We start from the raw sequence: 20146 nt of genomic DNA on the forward strand, positions 1-20146 counted from the left end.
CAGTCCTACTTGTAGATATCGGGAAGAAGCGTGGTCGAGATCGCCGGCACGTAGGCGATCAGGAGGGTCACGCAGAGCATGAAGAAGACGAAGGGCACGGCGCGCGCCGCGATCTTGAGGATCGACTCGCCGGTCAGCCCCGAGACCACGAACAGGTTGAGCCCCAGCGGCGGCGTGATGAACCCGACGCCGAGCGCGGTGATCATCATGATACAGAACTGGACGTCGTTCATGCCGATATTGTCGGCCAGGGGCTTCAGGATCGGGGCCAGGATCACGATGTTCGGCGTCGTCTCCATGACGCAGCCGGCCGCGATCAGGATCAGCACCATCATGCCGATGAGCACGTATTCGTTCTCGCTCAGCGACGTGAGGGCGCCCACGAAGCCCTGCGGAACCCCGATGATCGCCAGCGCCTCGGCCAGCGGGATCGAGAAGGCGATGATCGGAAGGATGACCCCGTTGACCTTGGCCGAGCTGACCAGCATGGCCGGGAAATCAGAGAGCCGCAGCGTGCCGAGGATGAAGCCCATGGCGATGGTCACGACGACGGCGACCGCGCCGGCCTCCGTCGGCGTCAGGCGGCCCGAGAAGATCCCGTAGAAAATGATCCCGGGCACGAGGAAGGCGTACCAGCCCGACTTGACCTTCTGCCACAGGTTGGCGCGCCACTCCGCCGCGGTCATGATCCCGCCGCCTTCCCAGGCGTTGAGCCGGTTCATAACGATATTGGTGATCAGGATCGAGACCAGGATCAGGATGCCCGGGATCAGCGCCGCGAGGAACAGCGTCGAGACCGCGATGCCCAGCACCAGGCCAATGATGATATAGGCGATCGACGGCGGGATCAGGATGCCCGTGCAGGCGCCGGCCGCGACGAGCGCGCAGGCGTAGGGCCTCGGATATCCCGCCTCGACCAGCCGGTCGATGGTCATGCGCCCGACCGCCGCGGCCCCCGCCGCGTCGGAACCCGAGATCGCGGCGAACATCCCGCAGACGAGGACGGTCGCCGAGCCGAAACCGCCCTTGGCCCAGCAGGTGAGCGCCTCGGCGACATCGAGGAATTTTCGGGACAACCCGGTTCGCACCAGCACGTCCCCGGTCAGGATGAAGAGCGGCACCGCGGTGAGCGCGAAGGCGTCGATGCCCGAGAAAAGCTTCTCGCCCATCAGGCTGAGCGGCAGCGCCCCCGACCAGACCAGCATCAGCACCGTCGAGGCGCCGATGGCGGCCCAGACCGGCACCGCCAGCGCCACGAGCAGCACGAAGAGGATGACCGGCGCGTAGAAATCCCAGCCCAGGATCAGGTCTGACGGCTGAAGCTGTTGCCACATCATGGCCCAGTCCTCCTCAATCGAAAAGCTTGTCGCCTTCGTAGACGTTACGCCCGCCACGAAGGTCAGAGAGGTCACGCAGGAAGGACTGCACCAGACGGAAGATCACCAGGCCGAAGCCGAAGGGCACGGCGAAAAGGAAGAAGTACTGGCCGATCCGAAGCCCGTGGGTCACGGACTGGAACTTCCACGACACGTGGACCGACTCCCACGACCAGTAAAGGGCGATCAAGGCGACGATCAGCATCACGATGTCGCCGAACATGTAGAGCAGCGCTTTGATCCGCCGGCCCACGTAATTCATGATGACGTCGATGCGGATATGGCCGCGTTCCCTGACCGCGGCGGCCGCGCCGATCCAGGCCAGGTAGATGAAGGAGTAGCGCACCATCTCCTCGCCCCAGATCGACGAGTAGGAGAACAGCTCGCGCCGCACGACCTCGACGAACATCGTGCCCACGAGCATCACGTAGAAGACGAGCAGCAGCCAGCGCTCCCCGTTCCTGTCTATGGCCTGGTATATTCGTGACATGAAGCCCTCCTGCCCGGACGCGCCGATGGCCACCCCCGCTGCATGACATGCATGCTGTTCCTGAGGCTGTCGCGGGCCGGCACCGCGGGCGCGATGCCGGCCCGTTCCGTCTTAGGCGTCGTGGACGTAGTAGCGGCCCATCGTGCCCGCGGCTTCTTCCAGCTGCGCGAAGGTGTCCATGTCGCCCGCGAGATCGACCTTGAACTTGTCCCAGTCGGAGCGCTGGTAGCCGCCGGCCTCTTTCCATTCGGCCAGCTGATCGTCGGACAGCGAATGGAACTCGACGCCGTTCTCCATGAGCTGCGACATCGCGTAGGACCGTGCCGAGGGCACCTTGGACAGGTTCTGCCCCTGGGTCACCTCGCCGGCGAACTCGATGCCTTCCTTGACGTCCATGGGCAGGCTGTCGAACCACTCGATGTTGATCGAGTAGACCTGGCTGTCCGGCACCGCCTGGGTGAAGGTCACGTGGCTGAGGATCTCGCCGAAGCCGAAGACATGCAGCGCGCCGACCGACGGGTCGAGCGCGTCGGCCACGCCCTGGCGGATCGCCGACGGGGTCTCGCCCCAGGCCACCGGGGTCGGGTTCGCGCCGACCAGGCGGTAGTACTGCTGCAGCATCGCCGAGCCCGGCACGCGGAACTTCACGCCCGCCATGTCGGCCGGGGTGATGATCGCGTCGCCGCCCTGGCGCACCGCGACAACGCGCGGGTCGATGACGATGTAGAACAGCGCCTTGAAGCCCGCCGCCGCGATCTTCGGATCGACTTCGGACTTCCAGGCCTCGGACGAGGTCAGGTTGGTGAAGCGCTGGTTGGAGCCGCAGAAATACGGAAGGTTGATCAGGTCGACGACCGACGCGAAGGGCGCGAAGTTCGACAGGCTGTGCTGCGCACACTGGATCGTGCCGCCCTGAACCGCCTGCACGAGCGCGCCGCCGGCACCGAGCTGCCCGCCCGGGGCGAGCCGGACATACACCTTGCCGTTCGTCATGTTCTGGATGTTTTCCTTCAGGTCCAGCTGCATGATCGGGTAGCTGCGCGTCGCACCGAGCACGTAGGCGGTGGCGATCGTCATGACGTGATCGGCCGCGGCCTCGCGCTCGCGTTCCTCCTGGGCGGTCTGCGCGGCGGCCTCGTCCGACCAGAGCATCCCGCCGGCCCCGGCGACCATCGCCGCGGTGAAGCCTCCCGAGCCTACCAGTTTCAAGAAGTTACGGCGTTCGGCCGACTTCAGCTCGTTATCCCTTGAATCCATGATCTCCTCCCTGTCGTGGATTACGTCGATTTCTTGGCCAATGCCGCGCGCTCTTTCTTCAGGATCGCGACGACGAAGGCGACCGAGGCGGCCAGAAGCATCAGCATTTCGCCCAGATCGGTCAGGAACGGGGTTCCGAGAAAGGCCCCCATCACCACGTTTCCGAAGAAGATGGCGAACAAGATCGCCGCGATCAGCAGACTCATGATCCCCTCCCTGGATACGGCCTCGATTCTTGCCGAGTGTAAGCGCTTACATATTCCCATGCAAGCGCTTACATGCCAAATTGACGCGGGTCGCTAGGCGACCGACCCGGAGTATCCTATGCTTTCGCCGCAGGCATGACCGAAGGCCAATGACCGATCAGAAGGACAAATCCGTTCCGACCATCGCCGACGTGGCGCGCGCCGCGGGCGTGTCGACGGCCACGGTCTCTCGCTGCCTCAACGCGCCCGACCGCGTGCAGAAAGCCACCCGCCAGCAGGTCATGGCCGCCATCGCCCGTCTGGGCTACACGCCCAATTTCGGGGCGCGCGCGCTGGTGGCGCGGCGCACCAACACCATCGGCGCCGTGATCCCGACGATGGAGAACGCGATTTTCGCGCGCGGCCTGCAGGCGTTCCAGGAAACGCTGAACGAGCGCGGGCTCACCCTGCTGGTGGCCAGCTCGCAGTATCGCCAGGACCTCGAGGAGGACCAGGTCCGCAACCTGATCGCGCGCGGCGTCGACGGGCTTTTGCTGATCGGCTACCAGCGCAGCGAGTCGATCGCGCTCGAATGCGCCCGCCGCGGCATCCACGCGATCATCGCCTGGGCCTTCGAGCCGGGCCGGCCGCAACCGGCGGTCGGCTTCGACAACAGCGCCGCGATGGCCGCGCTGACCCGCGAAGTGCTGGCGCTGGGGCATCGGCAGGTCGGCGTGATCTCGGCCGGAACGGGTTCCAACGACCGCGCGCGCAAGCGGGTCGAGGGCATTCGCGCGGCGCTCCGGGCCGCGGGCTGCGCGGCCGACAGCCTCCACGTGGTGGAGACGACCTACGCCATCGACGCCGGCAGCGCGGCCTTCCGCGAGCTGATGGCGCGGACGCCGCGGCCGACGGCGGTGATGTGCGGCAACGACGTGCTCGCCGTCGGCGCCATCCGCGCGGCCAGGCAGATGCGGCTGCGCGTGCCGCAGGATGTCTCGATCACCGGGTTCGACGATATCGAGATCGCCACCGTCATCGACCCGGAACTGACCACCGTGCACGTGCCCCATCGCGAAATGGGGCGCCGCGCCGCGCTCGCGCTGCTCGAGGCGCTGGACACCGGCACGCCCCCGGCGCCGGTCGAGCTTGCGACCGATATCCGCTTTCGCGCCTCGCTGGGCCCGCCCCCGCCCGATCCGCGGACCATCGCCTGACCCGGGCGCCGCGGGCGCTCAGATATCCTCGGGCAAGAGGTCGAACCAGCCGATCTCGGCGCCGTGCCGGTCTCGGATCTCGCCCAGGTCTTCGCCGGCCTCGATCCGCTCGGCGACGCCGCGCAGATGGCGGGCGATCCGCGCGCGCAGCGCCGCGTCTTGCGGCGCGTCGAGCGAAATCGCGATGGAAAACTCGACCCCCGCGGTTACGGGGCGGATCTCGGAGGAAACGGTCATGCTCGCGCTCTCCAGGCTTACGGCCGGCCTGCCCGGCCCGCAGAGCGCCACCATGCGACCGCACCGCCCGGCGTGACCCGCCCAAAACGACGCATGGGATCGAAAAACGAAAGGGCCGCGCTCAGCGGCAGAGCGCGTCCCGCGCGATGGCCGTCGCCTCGTCGAGGCTGCCGACGGTCCAGTCGACGGGCACGCCCGGCCCGGCAAGCGCCACGCTCTTGGCCGCGCTGCCGCCGACCAGGATCCCCGGCGCCCTCGGCAGCGCCTTCAGCCGCATCGCCAGCGGCACGATATCCTTCAGCCGGTCGTTGCTGCCGACCGTCAGGCCGACGAAATCGACGCCGCGCCGGTCGGCCGCGTCGACGATATCCCCGGCCGACGCCCCGAGCATCAGCTCGACGTCCAGATGCTGCTGCCGGAACGCCTCGGCCGCCAGGATGATGCCGAGGGTGTGCGACTGGTTCGGGAGGGTGGCGAAGAGCGCGTCGCACTTGCAGCCTCGGCATTGCCGGGTACAGGAGTCGCGCAGCGCGCTGTTGACCCTGAGCAGGGCCGAGATCCCGAGCGATACATCGAGCCAGGAAAGCACGTCCCGGTCCCAGCAGGCGCCAAGCCAGCGCGCGGTCTCGGCAAAGAGACCGTCGGCGATCTGCTGGTAGCCCGCGCCTTGCCGGCGCAGCGCCTCCACGCAGGCTGTCGCCGCCTCGATGTCGTTGTCGACCAGATGCACCGCGAAACGCTGCAGATCGGCCTCGGAGACGGCCGGCGGCGCGGTCTCCGCCGCCCTGCGGGCCTGGGCGAGACGCGACAGCGCGGCCCGGGCGAGATCCTCGACCGAACCCGCCTCCGGCGCGCGGTCGGGCTTGTCGGCAGTTTCCAAGGAAGCCTGGGCAACCGTTTTCGAATACTGAAACTGAACGGGCATTATGCACTCTCCCCCACGCTCCCAGTTAAGCGTCGAAACGCCAATCCCCCCTTGATTTCGATCAAACGGCCCGGCCACAGGGGATGTTGCAGCGCTGCCAGCATCGCGGGCGCAGGCCGGCACGGGCCGGCCTGCCCCGGCGCAGGCCCCGGGACCCGCAGGCGCAGGCGGGCCGGCAAGGCCCTGTCCGGCCTTGCGAATTCATCGCCCGGCCGGGCAGAGCGGCCTGCCGCCGGCCAGGCGGCCCAGGACCCGGCCGGTCGATCCGGGACCGGCATATGCACGCTCCGCCTTGGCCCGGGGCGTCGCCATCGCGCAACAGCGCGGCCGCCAGGCGGCGGGCGCGGCACGGCGCGGAGTCGGGAGAATCAAAGACGCCCGGCGCGGATTCAGCTACCCTCCGGGGATCACAAAAGGTGAGAAGAGGGATATCATGACCACGCGCAGGACAGAGGGCCGCGGCCGCCGCTATGACAGCGTGCTGGACACCGTCGGCGACACACCCGTCATCCGCATCAACCGCATCGCCCCCGAACATCTCAATGTCTACGTAAAGGTCGAGGCCTTCAACCCGGCCGGCTCGGTCAAGGATCGCCTGGCGCTCAGCATCATCGAGGCCGCCGAGCGGGACGGCCGGCTCGCGCCCGGCCAGACCGTGGTGGAGGCCACCTCCGGCAATACCGGCATCGGGCTTGCCATGGTCTGCGCGGCCAAGGGCTATCCGCTGGTGGTGACAATGGCCGAGAGCTTCTCGGTGGAGCGTCGGCGGCTGATGCGGTTTCTCGGCGCGCAGGTCGTGCTGACCCCCAAGGAACTCAAGGGCTTCGGCATGTATACCAAGGCCAAGGAACTGGCCGAACAGAACGGCTGGTTCCTCGCCAGCCAGTTCGAGACGCCGGACAACGCCGCCATCCATGCCGCGACGACGGCCCGCGAGATCCTGGCCGATTTCGACGGCGCGCGGCTGGATTACTGGATCACCGGCTACGGCACCGGGGGCACGGTCTCGGGCGTCGGCCGGGTGCTGCGCGAAGCCCGCCCGGAGACACGCATCGTGCTGACGGAACCGGCCAACGCGGCCCTCGTGGCCTCGGGCTATGTCAACACGCGCAACGACGCCCATCAGCCGACGGAAAGCCACCCCGCCTTCGAGCCGCACCCGATCCAGGGCTGGACGCCGGATTTCATTCCCTTCGTGCTGCAGGAGGCGCTCGACAAGCGCTACTACGACGACCTCATCCCCATCGCGGGCGCCGACGGGATCGCCTGGTCACGCCGCCTCGCCGCCGAGGAAGGGATCTTCACCGGGATCTCCGGCGGATCGACCTTCGCGGTTGCGATGAAACTCGCCGAGAGCGCCCCCGAGGGCGCCGCGATGCTGGTGATGCTGCCCGACACGGGCGAGCGCTATCTCTCCACGCCGCTCTTCGAGGACATTCCCGCGGAGATGAGCGACGAGGAACGGGCGATATCCCGGTCCACGCCGACGGCGCAGATGCCCTAGGGCGCGCCGCCCTTGCCCGGGCGCGGCGGCGGTTGCTACGGTCCGGCCAGCAGCCCGCGGACCCCGCCGGCCAGGAGAGTGTCATGGATCACGATACCGAGTCCGGCCCGGCGACCGGGCGCAGCCGAAGCCTTGGCGCGCGGCTGTTCGGCGATCTGGCCGCCGATGCCGGGCGGCTGGTCGCGGCCTTCGCGATCGGCGCGGCGGCGGGCGCGGTGCTCTGTCTCTATTTCGGGCTGCCGGTCATCGTTGGGCTCGGCGGCGGCCTCGTCGTCTTGGGCCTCGTCCTGGCGCTGATGCCGAACGGCCCGTTTTTCTGAACGCCGCCGCCCGTCCCGGCCCTCAGCCGGTCGGCAGATACGGGATCGTGCCGGCGATGTCGGTGTCGTCGATCAGGCGGAACCGGCTGACGCTGCCCGCCTGCCGCGCCTCGCCATAGGGCGCGTAGGCCGGGTCGGAGGCAAAGGCCATCACCGCGTCGCGCGAGGGAAACTCGAGAAGCGCGACGAGGGTGCTCGGCGGCGTTTCGCCTTCCAGCGTCTCGATATTCCCGGACCGGGCGAGGTAGCGCCCGCCATGCTTTTCGACCAGGTCGTGGACATTGGCGGCGTATTCGGGAACCCACCCGTCATCGGTGACCTCGATATCGGCGATCAGGTAAACGCTCATCTCTCTCCTCCTTCTGCGCTGGACGCGTTTGACCGGACGAGCATCGGCCAAAGGCGTGCGCAACCGCCAGTCACCGATCTGTACCGGGTGATACAGTTACTGAACTGGCCGGTCCGCGTGCCATCCCCTAGACTGGGGGAAAAGGGAGAGAGGATGACGCAACCCGGCTACAAGCAGTTCTGCCCGGTGGCGATGGCCGCCGAGGTTCTCTGTTCGCGCTGGACGATGGTTCTCCTGCGCGAGCTGATCGCCGGCTCGACCCGGTTCAACGATCTCAGGCGCGGCGTACCGCGCATGTCGCCATCGCTTCTCTCGCAGCGCCTGAAGGAGCTCGAGCAGGCGGGCATCGTGGAAAAGCGCCCGCTGCCCAGTGAAAAGGGCGTCTTTGCCTATCACCTCACGCAAGCCGGGCAAGACCTGCGCCCCATCATCGAGGCGATGGGGTTCTGGGGTCAGAAATGGGTCGAAAGCTCGCTTTCGCTGAAGAATCTCGACCCGTCGCTGCTGATGTGGGACATGCGCCGCAACCTCGATCCGCGCCCCCTGCCCGCGCGGCGGGTGGTCGTCGAGTTCCTCTACACGGACCTGCCCGCCTCGAAGCGGCGCTGGTGGCTGGTGATCGAGCCGGACGCCTCGGTCGATCTCTGCTGGTCGGATCCGGGCTTCGACATCGATCTCTACGTCACGACGGACCTGCGAACCATGACGGCGATCTGGATGGGGCTGACCACGGTGGCGCGCGAGGACGCGCGGCTGAAGCTCGACGGCGCGCGGGACGTGGCCCGCTCGATGCAGAGCTGGCTTGGCCTCAGCCCCTTCGCCGTCCAGGAAAAACTGGTGCCCTGACGGCGGCCGCGGCCGGTCTTACGCCCGCGCCGGCCCCTGGAGCGCGCTGTCCAGCTCGCGGGTCAGGCGGCGTTCTTCCTCGATACGCGGTTTCGAGAGCCCCGCCAGAAGCAGATAGGCCACCGGCGTCAGGTAAAGCGTGGACAGCGTCGCCAGCCCGAGCCCGCCGACGATCACCCAGCCGAGCGCCTCGCGCGCCTCGGCGCCGGCGCCGGCCGACAGGATCAGCGGCACGCCCCCGAGGACCGTCGAGACCATGGTCATCATCACCGGCCGCAGCCGCACGGTGGACGCCTCGAGGATCGCCTCGCGCACGGCGGCGCCCCGGTCCCGCAGCTGGTTGGCGAACTCGACGATCAGGATGCCGTTCTTGGCCATGATCCCGATCAGCATCACCAGCCCGATCTGGCTGTAGACGTTGAGCGACAGACCCGTGAACACCATCGCGAAGACCGCGCAGGCCAGCCCCAGCGGCACTGTCGCCATGACCACCACCGCCGAGACGAAGCTCTCGAACTGGGCGGCCAGGACCAGCAGCACCACCGCGATGGCGAAGCCGAAGATCACCACCAGCCCCGAGCTTGTCTGGTCGAGCGTCGCGGCCTCGGCCAGCGGCACGATGCGGTTCTCCTCGGCCAGCACCTCATCGCCAAGACGCCGCACCTCGGCCATCGCGTCGCCGAGCGCGAAATCCGGCGTCAGCGAGGCCGTCACCTCGACCGACCGGTTCTGGCCCTCGCGGCCAAGCTCGGGCGCGACGGCGCGTTCCTGCAGGCGCACGAAGCTCGACATCGGCACCATTGTGCCGTCCCCGGCCTCGACGAAGATATTGCTGAGATCGCCGGGATCGTTCACCGGATCCGAGGTCGACAGCATCTGGATGTCGTAGCTCAGATCGTCGATGAAGACGGACCCCACCGTGCGCCCGTCAAGCACGGCCCGCAGCGCCTCGCCGAGCCCGGCGATCTCGACCCCCAGATCGGAGGCCCGCGTGCGGTCCACCTCGATGAAAAGCTGGGGCTGCGTGGTCTCGTAATCGAGGCGCACGGATCCGAAGGCCGGGTTGTCCTGCATCCGCGCGATCAGCGCGTCGGCCACCTCCGCAAGCTGTCCGTAGCTGCTGCCGGTGATCGCGAAGCTGAGCCCCCGGCCGGCCCCGCGGATTCCCAGCGAGTTCGGCTGGATCGCGAAGGCCCGCACCCCGACAATGTCGCGCAGCCCCGCGTTGATCTGGCCCACGATCTCGTTCTGGCTGCGCGCCCGGTCGCCCCAAGGGGCGAGCGAGAACACCATGAAGCCGCGATTGTCGGCCCCGAAGCCGGTGATGGAAAAGACGTTGGTGACCTCGCCCGCCTCTTTCAGGGGCTCGGCCAGCGCCTCGATCTCGCGCATCTTGGCCGTGGTGTAGTCGAGCGACACGCCCTGCGGCGCGCGCACCACCAACAGCGCCACGGCGCGGTCCTCGCGCGGGGTCAGCTCCTGGCGGATGGAGCCGAACATCATCGCCGCCGTCGTGGCGAACAAAGCCGCCGCCAGCACCACGACGAAGGGCACCGCCAGCGCCCAACGCAAGGTGGCGGCATAAAGCCCCGCCAGCCGGTTGCCCAGCCAGACCATCGGCCCGCGGGGATCGGCGGCCGGATCGGCCGTCAGAAGCCGGCTTGCCAGCACCGGGCAAAGCGTCAGCGCGACCAGCGACGACAGCGCCACCGCCATGGCCAGCGTGAAGCCGAACTCGCGGAAGAGCCCGCCCGCCTGCCCCGGCAGGAAGGACAGCGGCACGAAGACGGCGGCCAGCGTGGCCGTCGTGGTGACCACGGCGAAGAAGACCTGCCGCGTGCCCAGCACCGCGGCGGCGCGCGAACCCATCCCGTCGCCGCGGCGGCGCACGATGTTTTCGAGCACCACGATCGCGTCGTCGACGACCATGCCCGTGGCCAGAACCAGCGCCAGCAGCGTCAGGATATTGACCGAGAAGCCAACGATGTAGATCGCCGCCAGCGTGCCCACCAGCGCCACAGGCATGGTGAGCGCGGGGATCATGGTGGCGCGCGCATCGCGCAGGAAGACGAAGATCACCAGCACGACGATGCCCACCGCCAGCGCCAGGGTCTTCAGCACCTCCTGGATCGCGCCGTTGATGAAGATCGCGTCGTCGGAGGTGACGAAGATCGACACGTCCTCGGGCAGCGTCTGCGACAGCTCGTCCACTACCGCGCGCACGGCCGCCGAGATCTCGAGCGTGTTCGAGGTCGCCTGCCGGATGATACCAAGCCCGATGCCCGTCTGGCCGTTGGCGCGCAGCACCGTCTCGTCCGGTGCCGGGCCGAGTGTGACCCGGGCGACGTCCCCCACCCGCACGTCCGGCGCGATGGTCAGCGCCTCGAAGGCCTGCGCCGAAACCACCGTCGCGGTGGTGCGCACGTTGATCGACTGCCGCCCGCCCGAGAGATCGCCCGCCGGCGCGTCATAGGCCACGTCGGCCAGCGCCCGGCGCAGATCACCCAGCGTGAGCCCCCGCGCCGCGAGCTGCGCCATGTCGATATCGACGCGGAAGATCGGTTCGCGATCGCCGTAGATCTGCAGGTCCGCCACCCCCTCGACCGAGATCAGCCGGTCCTCGACGCGATCCTGCACGATCCGGGTCAGGTCCTGCGGCGAACGGCCCTGGGCGGTGACGGCGACGCGGACCACGGGCTGCGCGTTGTCGTCGGCCTTGACGACCCGCGGCGTCTCGGCGTCGTCCGGCAGCTGCCCGGCGATGCGTCCGACCGCGTCCCGCGCGTCGGTCGCGGCCACGTCGATATCGACGTCTTCCTCGAATTCCAGCGTGACCCGGCTGCGCCCGAACCGCGAGGTGGACGAGATGCTGCGAATGCCCGGCACGCGTCCCACCGCGCCCTCGATCCGGCCGGTCACGTCCTGGTCGACGCTTTCCGGCGAGGCGCCGGGAAAATCGGTGCGGATGGTGACCACCGGGCTGTCGACGTTCGGCAACTCGCGGATTTCGACGCCGAAGAGCGCGGCGATGCCGGACAGGATCAGCAGCGCGCTCAGCACGAGCGCCAGGATCGGGCGCCGGACGAACAGCGCCGTGCCGGATCCCGCGATCGCGCTGGCCTGGCCGTCGACCTGCACGGCTAGAGCCTCGCCCGGCCGCCGGGGCGGGCCGCCCCGGCCGCGGTCCGGTCGGAGACCACGCTGACCTCCGCCCCCGGGCGCAGGTTCTGCACGCCCTCGGTGACGACAAGCTCACCCGTCGCGAGATCGGCCTCGACCACCACGCTGTCGGCGTTGCGCTGGCGGATGGTGATCGGCACCCGCGCCGCCTTGCCCTCGCGCACGACCCAGACATAGGAGCCGTCGCTCGACCATTGCACCGACAAGGGATCGACCACCGGCAGCGTCTCGCCGGGAAACCGCATCTCGACCTTGAAGGCCATGCCGGCGCGCAGCCGGTCCTCGGCATTGGCCACGCGTCCCTGCAGGCGCAGGGTGCGGCTGGCGCTGTCGACGACGTTGTCGATGGCGCTGATCTGGCCGGTGAGGCGCAGGTCCGGGATGCCCAGCGGTCGCGCCGTGATCTCGCTGCCGAGCGCGACCTGCCCCACGACGCGTTCCGGCACGCGGAAATCGATCAGGATCGCCGACCGGTCGGTGATCGTCCCGATCGCGTCCTGGCTCGAGAGCCGGTCACCCACCGCCACGTCCAGCACGCCCACCCAGCCCGAGATCGGCGCGCGCACGGTGCGCTGGTCGAGATCGTATTCCGCCTGGTCACGCTCCAGCTCCGCGGTGCGCAGCGCCAGCCGGGCCTCGCGCAGGCGCACCTGCGTGACGGCCCCGGTGTCGCCGAGACGTTCCAGCCGCGCGGCCTCCTCCCGCGCCTCGTCCAGCATCAGCCGGGCGCGCTCGAGCGCGATCCGCTCGGCCTCCGCGTCGAAACGGAGCACGACGTCGCCTTCCTCGACATAGCTGCCGCCCTCGAGCGGCATCGCGCGGATCTGGCCCGACACCTCCGGGCGCAGGGTGACCGAGCGCAGCGCGTGCCCGTCGCCGATCGCCTCGATGCGGTCGTCGACCGCGCCGGCCGTCACCGCGGCCACGACGACCTGCGCGGGACCGCCGCCGCCCCAGCCGCGGCCCTCGCCATCCTCGGCGGTCGCGACCTCGATGCCCAGCAAGTCGGTCAGGCCGAGGCGCTCCAGCACCGGGCCGGCGGCCGGGACATAGGCCGCCCAGACATAGATCACGGCCGCCAGCAAGGCGCCGCCCAGAAGGATTTGCCGGATTACAGCCATTCTCGTTCCTTTGACCCGGAAAGGTAATGCACCGGGCATCGCTGTCACTCAATATCACGAAAACGCGACATGCACCGCCGACCGGCAGAACGCGTCAGCCGGAGAACAGCGGGAACGAAACCCCCAGCGCCCAGGCCAGCACCAGCCCCAGCACGAGGCCGGGCGCCAGCGGGCCGGACCGCCGGCTCGCCGCGTGGCCCATCGTGCCGAAGACGAGGTAGAACAGGACGATCACGGGCGCGATCATGAGCAGGAAGAACAGCCCTTCGAAATCCAGCGCCACCCCGAACCCAAGCGATGCAAGGAACGCGCCGTGCAGCAACAGACGGCGCCCGCGCCCCGCCGCGTGCCCGAGCCGCGCATCGGCCAGGAAAAAGGGCACGGCGCCCAGGGCGAGGACGAGAATGATCGCGGCGCGCTCCGCCGTCGGCCAGAAATTCGCGGCATAGCGATCCAGCGCGACGCCGATCAGAAGGCTCGCCCCCCCGAGCAGCAGGATCGCCGGTAGCGACACGCCGCCCCAGCGCACCCCCCAGACCCGCAGGAGGACGATCTGCACCGCCGCGTAGATCCCGAGATGCAGCGCCAGGTAGTCGGCCACCAGCACCGGCAGGGCCGCGACCGGCAGCGCCAGGGCCAGCGGCGGCGCGGCCAGCGCCGGCAACGCGGTGACGGCCAGCAGCCGCCGCCAGCCCAGATCGACCGCGGCGACGGGCACGACCGGCAGCCGCCGCGCCAGCCCGCCGAAAAGCAGCACCAGCCCCGCGACGAGCCCGATGATCGCGTGGCCGGTCGGCAGGATGACCGCGTCAGAGCTGCGCCCGTAGGCCTGGTCCAGCCAGTCGAGCGCCGCGCGTCGGCCGGCCCTGCTCTGCAGCACGGAGACGTGTTCGGTCCAGGGGGCGACGACGGCGCGGCGGGTCACCGGCCCGGCGGTGGCCGTCAGGCCCGGCTCGGCGGCGGGATCGACCATTTGCACCGCCTCCCGCGCGAAATCGCGCAGGCCCGGCTCCCACTGGCCGGTGACCAGGAGCAGCGTTCGCGGGGTGGTTGCGTCGATCTCGCGCGAAAAGGCCGAGATCAGCACCACGGGCCCGATATCCGCGCGCCCGGCGGCGACCCGCACCAGGATATCCGTGGCCATCGAATGCCCGATTAGCGCCACGGGCACATTATCCGCGCCGACGGCGTCGATCACCTTTTCCGCCTGCGCGGCCAGCAGCCGCGTGGTCCCGTCGATCGCGGCCAGGTCGCCCGACATCGGCACCGGGTGCCGCCCGTGGCCGAGAAAGTCGAAGCTGTGCACCCGGTAGCCCGCGCGGGCCAGCGGCAGCGCGTAGCCCTGCATCATCGGCGACGAGCCCGCGAAGCCATGGGCGATCACGACCGCCGGCCCGTCGGCCCCGGGGCGGGCGAGAACGGTCACCGGGGTCTCACCGACCCGGGTGGCGGATATCTCCACGCCGGACCGGGCCCGTTCCAGCACCCAGAGCGAGACCACGATAAGCACCAGTGCGACCATCCCCCTCATCGGGGGCCTTCCGGCATCGCCGCGGGCCGGGGATCGCGGGACCGCCGGCGCACGGCGTCAGCCGATCTCTGCCAGCAGCCAGCGCGCCAGATCGCCCAGCAGCACGGCACCGGCCGCGTCGAAGGCGGCGACGACCGCGCCGACCTCGGTCGAGGCCGCGTCGCGCGTGACCGAGAAGGTTCGGGCCGCGATCACCCGCGCATCCCGGTCGTCGACAAGGCGGGCGACCAGGCGCAGGCGCACCGTCGCGCCGGCCATGTCCGCGCCGGTCTCGGCCTGGAAATCCGTGAGTTCTGTCAGAACCGCGTAATCGCCCGTCGTGCCGACCGGGCGGCGCGCGACCGAACCGAACGCGCCGGTTTCCGACAGGTGCCGCAGGATCATCGTCTGCAGCATTTCCGGCGCCGGATCCGCCCAGCGTGCACCGGGCAGGTATTCCACCTGCAGCGGCTGCGGCCGGATCATGATCCGGTCGGTGGCCAGCGCCCCGCTGGCCATCGGTTCGGCGACGACAAGCTCCGCGCCGCGCCGCGGCCCCGCGGCGGGGCGTGCCGCGGGGGTGGCAAGCTCGTAGATCGCCAGCGGCTCGGACGCGTCCTGCAAGGCGGAAATCGCGGTACAGCCCGGCAGGGCCAGCGCCAGCAGAATTGCGAGAAAGGGAAACTTACCCAGCATGAACATGCCTCATCGTCTGAATTCGGGGGCGCGCGGGTCGAGGAAGAATCGGCTCGGGTTTCGGCGGATCTGTTCGACGAGCGCGTCGAGATTGTCGACCAGCGCGCGGATCTCGACGGAGAGCCGCGTGTATTGCGGCAGCGCCTCGTCGGCGAAGCTGCGCACCTGCGGCCCGCTCGACTGGGCGACCTGTTCGACCTCGGCGAAAGCCGCCCGCGCCGAGCGGCTGGCCGCGCGCAGCTCCTCGGCGACGGCCGGTATCTCGTCGGCAACGCCGCCGACGGCGGTCTCGAGTTCCGTCAGCGTGGTCTCGAGCCCGGCGACGATACCGGCCATGTCCTCGTTGATGACCCGATCCGCCCCGGTGAAGGCGCGTTCGGCCGCGCCCAGCGCGCGGTCGCCCGTCTCCAGCGCCCCGTTGATGGCCGCGAGGGTGTCGTTGGCCCGTTCAAAGGTTCCGCGCGCGGCGGCCAGCGTTTCGTCCGCGGACCCGGTCAGCCCGTCCAGCCGGCCCGAGGCCTCCGAGAGATCGGCGCCGACCCGGTCGACGACCTCGGCGGCGCGGGCCGCGGCCCCGCGCACCTCGTCCATCAGCGCCGGCAGATCGCTCCCGGCCGTGTCGCCGAGCGACCGGATGACCGCGGTCGCCTCGGTCGTGGCCACCCGCAATTCGCGGATCAGCGGGGTCGCGTCCTCGGCCAGCAGCCCGTCGAAGCGCAGCGCGGCCGCGTCGACCGTGCCCAGCGTCTGCTCGATGCGGGCGATCAGCGCATCGGTCGCCGAAAGCGTCTGCCGTGCCTCGGTCAGGCGCGCCGTCGCCGCCCTGCCGGTCTCGGCATAGGTGTCGATCAGCGTCTCGGCCCTTTCGCCGAAGCGCGCGACGCGCGTTTCGATATCGGTGACCGACCGCCCGAGCGCCTCCGTCGCGGGGCCGAGATCCTCGGTGATATAGCGATCGAGGGTCGCGATGGTGTCCCCGGCGTCGGTCAGGGTTCCCGACCCCTGCGCCAGCACCCCCCGCGCCTCTTCCGACAGCGTGCCGAAGGATCGGATCGTCGTCTCGGCCTCGGCCAGCGCCCCCGAGATATCGCCCGTCAGCGCATCGAGCGTGGAGTTGAACCGCTCGATCTGGCCCGCGAAGCCGGAGACGGAGCCGGTGACCGTCGAGAAATCCTCGAGCGCGGTGGCGAACTCTGCCGAGGCGCCCTCGACGTTCTGGAGGATCGTATCGACCCGCCGGCGGTTCTCACCGCCCAGCAATTCGCGCAACTCGCGCACGACGCCCAGCGTCTCGGCGAGGATCTCGGGCGCGTCCTGGGAGAGCGTCTGCAACACCGACCGGCCCGCCTCGATCTCGGGCACGTCCGCATCCGAGGTCTCGGCCAGCAGGGGCGCCTCGGGCGAGCCGGGGCTGATCCCGACGAAGGAAACGCCGGTGACGCCCTGCGCCTCGATGGTGGCGGTGCTGTCGGTGCGCACCGGGGTCCCGGCCTCCACCTCGATGCGGACCCGCACGCGGCCGTCGTTTTCCGGCGACAGCCGGATCCCCACCACCTGCCCCACGGGGAAGCCGGCATAGCGGACGTCCGAGGCTTCGCTCAGGCCGGACACGCTTTCGAAATCGATGTCGTAATAGGCGAACTGCCGGTCCAGCTCGACGCGTGCGAACCACAGGAAGAACCCCAGCAGGCCGAGGAACCCCGCAACCGCGAAAGCGCCGACGAGAATGTAGTTCGCGCGGGTTTCCATCGTCAGCCTTTCTCGGTTGCCGCGTCCGCCCCGGGGGCTTCGAAGGCGGCGCGGGCACGGGGCCCATGGAAATAGTCCTGCACCCAAGGATGGTCGACGGCCAGCATGTCACGCAAGCCGCCGGTGACCAGGACCTTTCGCTCGGCCAGCACGGCGATGCGGTCGCAGATCGCGTGCAGCGTATCCAGATCATGGGTGACGAGGAAGACCGTCAGCCCCAGCGCCTGGCGCAATTTCAAGATGAGCTGGTCGAAGTCCGCCGCGCCGATCGGGTCGAGCCCGGCGGTCGGCTCATCCAGAAAGACGATATCCGGATCGAGCGCCAGCGCCCGCGCGAGGCCCGCGCGTTTGCGCATGCCACCCGACAGTTCCGACGGGTACTTGTCGCCGGCGGTATAGGGCAGCCCCACCAGCGCGATCTTCAGCTCCGCGAGCTGTCGGCGGATCTCGGGCGCGAGCCCGTCCACCGCCCGGAGCGGCACCTCGACATTCTCGCGCACCGTGAGCGACGAGAAGAGCGCGCCGTCCTGGAACAGCACGCCCCAGCGCTCGTCGAGCCGGGCGCGCGCCGCGGCATCCCCGGACAGCACATCGACCCCGAAGACCTCGATCGACCCGGCGGCCGGTCGCTGCAACCCGACGATCGAGCGCAGCAGCACCGACTTGCCCGTGCCCGAACCGCCGACGATCCCGAGCACCTCGCCCCGCCGGACATCGAGATCGAGCCCCTCATGCACGACGTGATCGCCGAACTGGGTGCGCAGGCCGCGCACGCGGATCACCGCCTCGGGCCCGTCCGGCCGGCTCACAGCCCGACCTCGGCGAAAAACACGGAAAACAGCGCGTCGGCCAGGATCACCGCGAAGATCGCCGTCACCACGGCGCTCGAGGTCATCCGCCCGAGCGACTCGGCGTTGCTCTGGACCCGCATCCCCGCGTGACATCCCACGACGCCGATGATCACTGCGAAGACCGGGGCCTTCACGAGGCCGACGAAGACATGCGAGACGTCCGTGCCCTCGATCAGCCGCGTGCGGAACATCGACGGCGAGATGCCAAGCTCGATCCAGGACATCAGCGCCCCGCCGAAAAGCCCCGCGAGATTCGCGATCAGCCCCAGGATCGGCAGCATCAGGATCAGCGCCAGGATGCGCGGCACGAAGAGCACCGCGGCCGGGTCGAGCCCCAGCGTGCGCATCGCGTCGATCTCCTCGCGCATCTTCATGGATCCGATCGCCGCGGTGAAGCTGGACGCCGTGCGCCCGGCCACGATGATCGCGGTCAGCAGGATGCCGAGCTCGCGCAGGATCGAGATCGCGATCAGGTCCACGACGAAGACCTCGGCCCCGAACTGGCGCAGCTGCGCCGCACCCTGGAAGGCCAGCACGACGCCAATCAGGAACGCCATCACCGCCACGATCGGCACCGCGCGAAAGCCGACATCCTCGCAATGGGCGACCAGGGCCGTCAGGCGGAACCGGCCCGGATGGCGCAGCACCTGGCCGAGCCGCACGAGGAAGAGGCCGAGATATCCCGTCAGACCGACCCCGAAGAGCGCACCGCGCGTCACCGCCCGCCCGATGGTCTCCAGCCGCACGGCCAGTCCGCGGCGAGCCGCCGGCTTGGGTTCGGGCTGCGGCGTGGCCGCGGCGACGGCATCGAGCAGCATCTCCACGTCCGGTGCCGCGTTCTCGAGCCGGACGCTGCCGCCGGCCGCCTCGATTCGCCGGCGCAGTTCCGACAGCGCCCAGGCGCCGGCGGTGTCGAGGCGACGCAACGCGCCAAGATCGACGACCAGCGGTCCATCCGCCGCCAGGGACGCGAAGCGGGCGCGGACCCGCGTCACCTGGTGGACGGTCAGCTCCTCGCCGAGTGTCAGCGACGTCTCCGCCGGGGTATCCCGGCGCTCGATCCTGATGTCTTCGTCTGCCAAGTGCCGCCCTGTCCCGTCTGCGAGGCGCGCCGGCGGCATAGGCCAGCCCGACCGGTCTCTCGCGGCGAGTGTAGGGCAAGGTTCGGCCACAACGCCACCGCGATAATGCCTCCCGCGACGGCAAGGGGGCCGACGGGGCCAGGATCATCCGCAGAGGCGCGAAAAAGCTTGCGCAAAGGCGGCCGTGGCATGAGCCTGCTACGCGGGCGACCGGACCCGGGAAACCTGTGCTGCAAGGGGAATATCTTGATCGATCTCTACACATGGACCACGCCGAACGGACGCAAGGTGTCCATTCTGCTCGAGGAACTGGGCGCGGACTATACCGTCCACCCGGTCGATATCGGCCAGGGCGCGCAGAAGGCGCCCGATTTCCTGAAGATCTCACCCAACGGGAAGATACCCGCCATCGTCGACCGCGAGACGGGGATGAGCCTGATGGAATCGGGCGCGATCCTGCTCTATCTCGCCGAGAAACACGGCCGTTTCCTGCCCGAGGCCACGCTCGCGCGCTTCGAGGTGATCGAGTGGCTGATGTGGCAGATGGGCGGGCTCGGCCCGATCGCGGGCCAGGCGCACCACTACATGCATTTCAATCCGGGCGTCGACCCTTATGCCGAAGGCCGGCTAGCGAAAGAGGTCGGCCGGCTCTACACGGTGCTGGATCAGCGGCTCGCCGGACGCGCCTATGTCTGCGACGACTATTCGATCGCCGACATGGCGATATGGCCATGGATCAGCCGCCATGAATGGCATCGCGCGGATCTTCGCGATTACCCCAACCTGCGCGACTGGTACCGGCGCATCGCGGCGCGCCCGGCGGTCCGGCGGGGCTACCACGTGCCGAAGGAGGTGGGCACGATCCCCGCAGGCTAGCGCCCGGGCTGCCGGGGACGGCCGCCCGGCGGCCCGTGCCGCGCGCTCAGTTGGACCAGTTGGCGATGACGTCGTAGCCCTCGGCCTCGGGCGGCGCTTCGAGATACTCGGAGAAGTGGCTCCAGAGCGCGGCCACCCGTTCCGCGTTGGCGTCCGAGCTTTCCTCGCTCTCGACGACCGAGATGACGCAGCCACTGCCGTCGGCGTTCATGACGTTGACGAAGTTATGCATGCCAGGCATGCCCATGATCTGGTCGCGCAGCGAATTCAGCAGCTCCGTCGCCGCGTCGCGGCTTTCGGGCTTCATCTTGTATCGTGTTATCCTGGCAAACATTCCTATCCCCCCGCTGGGGCCGGCCGGCCCCGAGGCCGACC

The 20146-nt window shown here is 69.4% G+C and carries 20 protein-coding genes; 5 read left to right on the forward strand and 15 right to left on the reverse strand.

The window, feature by feature from the left end:
• Positions 1–5: 5 nt before the first annotated feature.
• The 4 genes from ACQ5SP_RS13445 to ACQ5SP_RS13460 form a co-directional block, all read right to left on the reverse strand.
• Positions 6–1334, reverse strand: a complete 1329-nt coding sequence (locus ACQ5SP_RS13445; protein WP_430939037.1) for a TRAP transporter large permease — start codon at positions 1332–1334, stop codon at positions 6–8.
• Between the two features lie 16 nt (positions 1335–1350).
• Positions 1351–1866, reverse strand: coding sequence for a TRAP transporter small permease (locus ACQ5SP_RS13450; protein WP_430938905.1), 516 nt, complete (start codon positions 1864–1866; stop codon positions 1351–1353).
• Between the two features lie 111 nt (positions 1867–1977).
• Positions 1978–3123 carry a TRAP transporter substrate-binding protein gene (locus ACQ5SP_RS13455; RefSeq protein WP_430938906.1) on the reverse strand — a complete coding sequence of 382 codons (1146 nt, stop codon included), beginning with the start codon at positions 3121–3123 and terminating at the stop codon, positions 1978–1980.
• Between the two features lie 20 nt (positions 3124–3143).
• Entirely contained in the window at positions 3144–3329 is a 186-nt protein-coding gene (locus ACQ5SP_RS13460; RefSeq protein WP_430938907.1) for a hypothetical protein, read from the reverse strand.
• A 149-nt stretch (positions 3330–3478) separates the two neighbouring features.
• Between ACQ5SP_RS13460 and ACQ5SP_RS13465 the strand changes: the two genes are divergently transcribed.
• Positions 3479–4525, forward strand: a complete 1047-nt coding sequence (locus ACQ5SP_RS13465; RefSeq protein WP_430938908.1) for a LacI family DNA-binding transcriptional regulator — start codon at positions 3479–3481, stop codon at positions 4523–4525.
• A gap of 18 nt (positions 4526–4543) precedes the next feature.
• On the opposite strand, the gene ACQ5SP_RS13470 is transcribed toward ACQ5SP_RS13465, so the two are convergent.
• Together ACQ5SP_RS13470 and ACQ5SP_RS13475 are read right to left on the reverse strand one after the other, a co-directional pair.
• Positions 4544–4762, reverse strand: a complete 219-nt coding sequence (locus tag ACQ5SP_RS13470; RefSeq protein WP_430938909.1) for a hypothetical protein — start codon at positions 4760–4762, stop codon at positions 4544–4546.
• 121 nt (positions 4763–4883) lie between these two features.
• Positions 4884–5642, reverse strand: a complete 759-nt coding sequence (locus ACQ5SP_RS13475; RefSeq protein WP_430938910.1) for a cobalamin-dependent protein — start codon at positions 5640–5642, stop codon at positions 4884–4886.
• A gap of 478 nt (positions 5643–6120) precedes the next feature.
• On the opposite strand from ACQ5SP_RS13475, the gene ACQ5SP_RS13480 reads away from it, so the two are divergent.
• Positions 6121–7191, forward strand: coding sequence for a PLP-dependent cysteine synthase family protein (locus ACQ5SP_RS13480; RefSeq protein ID WP_430938911.1), 1071 nt, complete (start codon positions 6121–6123; stop codon positions 7189–7191).
• Positions 7192–7274: 83 nt separating this feature from the next.
• Entirely contained in the window at positions 7275–7511 is a 237-nt protein-coding gene (locus ACQ5SP_RS13485; RefSeq protein WP_430938912.1) for a hypothetical protein, read from the forward strand.
• Positions 7512–7533: 22 nt separating this feature from the next.
• Here the strand turns inward: ACQ5SP_RS13485 and ACQ5SP_RS13490 are convergent, their stop codons facing one another.
• Positions 7534–7860 (reverse strand): DUF1330 domain-containing protein, encoded by a 327-nt coding sequence (locus ACQ5SP_RS13490; RefSeq protein ID WP_430938913.1) that lies wholly within the window; start codon positions 7858–7860, stop codon positions 7534–7536.
• 153 nt (positions 7861–8013) lie between these two features.
• Between ACQ5SP_RS13490 and ACQ5SP_RS13495 the strand changes: the two genes are divergently transcribed.
• Positions 8014–8706, forward strand: a complete 693-nt coding sequence (locus ACQ5SP_RS13495; RefSeq protein ID WP_430938914.1) for a winged helix-turn-helix transcriptional regulator — start codon at positions 8014–8016, stop codon at positions 8704–8706.
• 18 nt (positions 8707–8724) lie between these two features.
• Here the strand turns inward: ACQ5SP_RS13495 and ACQ5SP_RS13500 are convergent, their stop codons facing one another.
• The 7 genes from ACQ5SP_RS13500 to ACQ5SP_RS13530 form a co-directional block, all read right to left on the reverse strand.
• Positions 8725–11844 carry an efflux RND transporter permease subunit gene (locus tag ACQ5SP_RS13500; protein WP_430938915.1) on the reverse strand — a complete coding sequence of 1040 codons (3120 nt, stop codon included), beginning with the start codon at positions 11842–11844 and terminating at the stop codon, positions 8725–8727.
• Between the two features lie 2 nt (positions 11845–11846).
• The gene (locus tag ACQ5SP_RS13505) at positions 11847–13007 is read right to left on the reverse strand and encodes an efflux RND transporter periplasmic adaptor subunit (RefSeq protein WP_430938916.1); all 1161 of its coding nucleotides are present in this window, start codon (positions 13005–13007) and stop codon (positions 11847–11849) included.
• A gap of 94 nt (positions 13008–13101) precedes the next feature.
• Complete coding sequence (locus tag ACQ5SP_RS13510; protein ID WP_430938917.1) at positions 13102–14538, reverse strand: alpha/beta fold hydrolase; 1437 nt, start codon at positions 14536–14538, stop codon at positions 13102–13104.
• Positions 14539–14595: 57 nt separating this feature from the next.
• On the reverse strand, positions 14596–15213 hold the full coding sequence (locus tag ACQ5SP_RS13515; RefSeq protein WP_430938918.1) for an ABC-type transport auxiliary lipoprotein family protein: 618 nt from the start codon (positions 15211–15213) through the stop codon (positions 14596–14598).
• Between the two features lie 9 nt (positions 15214–15222).
• A complete protein-coding gene (locus tag ACQ5SP_RS13520) occupies positions 15223–16962 on the reverse strand; it encodes an MlaD family protein (protein ID WP_430938919.1) in 1740 nt (579 codons plus the stop codon).
• 2 nt (positions 16963–16964) lie between these two features.
• Entirely contained in the window at positions 16965–17771 is an 807-nt protein-coding gene (locus tag ACQ5SP_RS13525; RefSeq protein WP_430938920.1) for an ABC transporter ATP-binding protein, read from the reverse strand.
• Positions 17768–18895: an ABC transporter permease gene (locus ACQ5SP_RS13530; RefSeq protein WP_430938921.1), complete on the reverse strand. Its 1128-nt coding sequence runs from the start codon at positions 18893–18895 to the stop codon at positions 17768–17770. Before ACQ5SP_RS13530 ends, ACQ5SP_RS13525 begins: the two co-directional genes overlap by 4 nt.
• Positions 18896–19141: 246 nt before the next feature.
• On the opposite strand from ACQ5SP_RS13530, the gene ACQ5SP_RS13535 reads away from it, so the two are divergent.
• Entirely contained in the window at positions 19142–19771 is a 630-nt protein-coding gene (locus ACQ5SP_RS13535) for a glutathione S-transferase family protein (protein WP_430938922.1), read from the forward strand.
• Between the two features lie 46 nt (positions 19772–19817).
• Here ACQ5SP_RS13535 and ACQ5SP_RS13540 read toward each other — a convergent pair whose 3' ends face one another.
• The gene (locus ACQ5SP_RS13540; RefSeq protein WP_430938923.1) at positions 19818–20078 is read right to left on the reverse strand and encodes a hypothetical protein; all 261 of its coding nucleotides are present in this window, start codon (positions 20076–20078) and stop codon (positions 19818–19820) included.
• Positions 20079–20146 lie beyond the last annotated feature (68 nt).

This window comes from Rhodovulum sp. YNF3179, assembly GCF_050586465.1.
Taxonomy (GTDB): Bacteria; Pseudomonadota; Alphaproteobacteria; order Rhodobacterales; family Rhodobacteraceae; genus CAJXYS01.

Coding starts and splice junctions, on each gene's coding strand:
- ACQ5SP_RS13445 (WP_430939037.1), bottom strand. CDS start 1,334: ATGTGGCAACAGCTTCAGCCGTCAGACCTGATCCTGGGCTGGGATTTC.
- ACQ5SP_RS13450 (WP_430938905.1), bottom strand. CDS start 1,866: ATGTCACGAATATACCAGGCCATAGACAGGAACGGGGAGCGCTGGCTG.
- ACQ5SP_RS13455 (WP_430938906.1), bottom strand. CDS start 3,123: ATGGATTCAAGGGATAACGAGCTGAAGTCGGCCGAACGCCGTAACTTC.
- ACQ5SP_RS13460 (WP_430938907.1), bottom strand. CDS start 3,329: ATGAGTCTGCTGATCGCGGCGATCTTGTTCGCCATCTTCTTCGGAAAC.
- ACQ5SP_RS13465 (WP_430938908.1), top strand. CDS start 3,479: ATGACCGATCAGAAGGACAAATCCGTTCCGACCATCGCCGACGTGGCG.
- ACQ5SP_RS13470 (WP_430938909.1), bottom strand. CDS start 4,762: ATGACCGTTTCCTCCGAGATCCGCCCCGTAACCGCGGGGGTCGAGTTT.
- ACQ5SP_RS13480 (WP_430938911.1), top strand. CDS start 6,121: ATGACCACGCGCAGGACAGAGGGCCGCGGCCGCCGCTATGACAGCGTG.
- ACQ5SP_RS13485 (WP_430938912.1), top strand. CDS start 7,275: ATGGATCACGATACCGAGTCCGGCCCGGCGACCGGGCGCAGCCGAAGC.
- ACQ5SP_RS13490 (WP_430938913.1), bottom strand. CDS start 7,860: ATGAGCGTTTACCTGATCGCCGATATCGAGGTCACCGATGACGGGTGG.
- ACQ5SP_RS13495 (WP_430938914.1), top strand. CDS start 8,014: ATGACGCAACCCGGCTACAAGCAGTTCTGCCCGGTGGCGATGGCCGCC.
- ACQ5SP_RS13505 (WP_430938916.1), bottom strand. CDS start 13,007: ATGGCTGTAATCCGGCAAATCCTTCTGGGCGGCGCCTTGCTGGCGGCC.
- ACQ5SP_RS13510 (WP_430938917.1), bottom strand. CDS start 14,538: ATGAGGGGGATGGTCGCACTGGTGCTTATCGTGGTCTCGCTCTGGGTG.
- ACQ5SP_RS13515 (WP_430938918.1), bottom strand. CDS start 15,213: ATGCTGGGTAAGTTTCCCTTTCTCGCAATTCTGCTGGCGCTGGCCCTG.
- ACQ5SP_RS13520 (WP_430938919.1), bottom strand. CDS start 16,962: ATGGAAACCCGCGCGAACTACATTCTCGTCGGCGCTTTCGCGGTTGCG.
- ACQ5SP_RS13540 (WP_430938923.1), bottom strand. CDS start 20,078: ATGAAGCCCGAAAGCCGCGACGCGGCGACGGAGCTGCTGAATTCGCTG.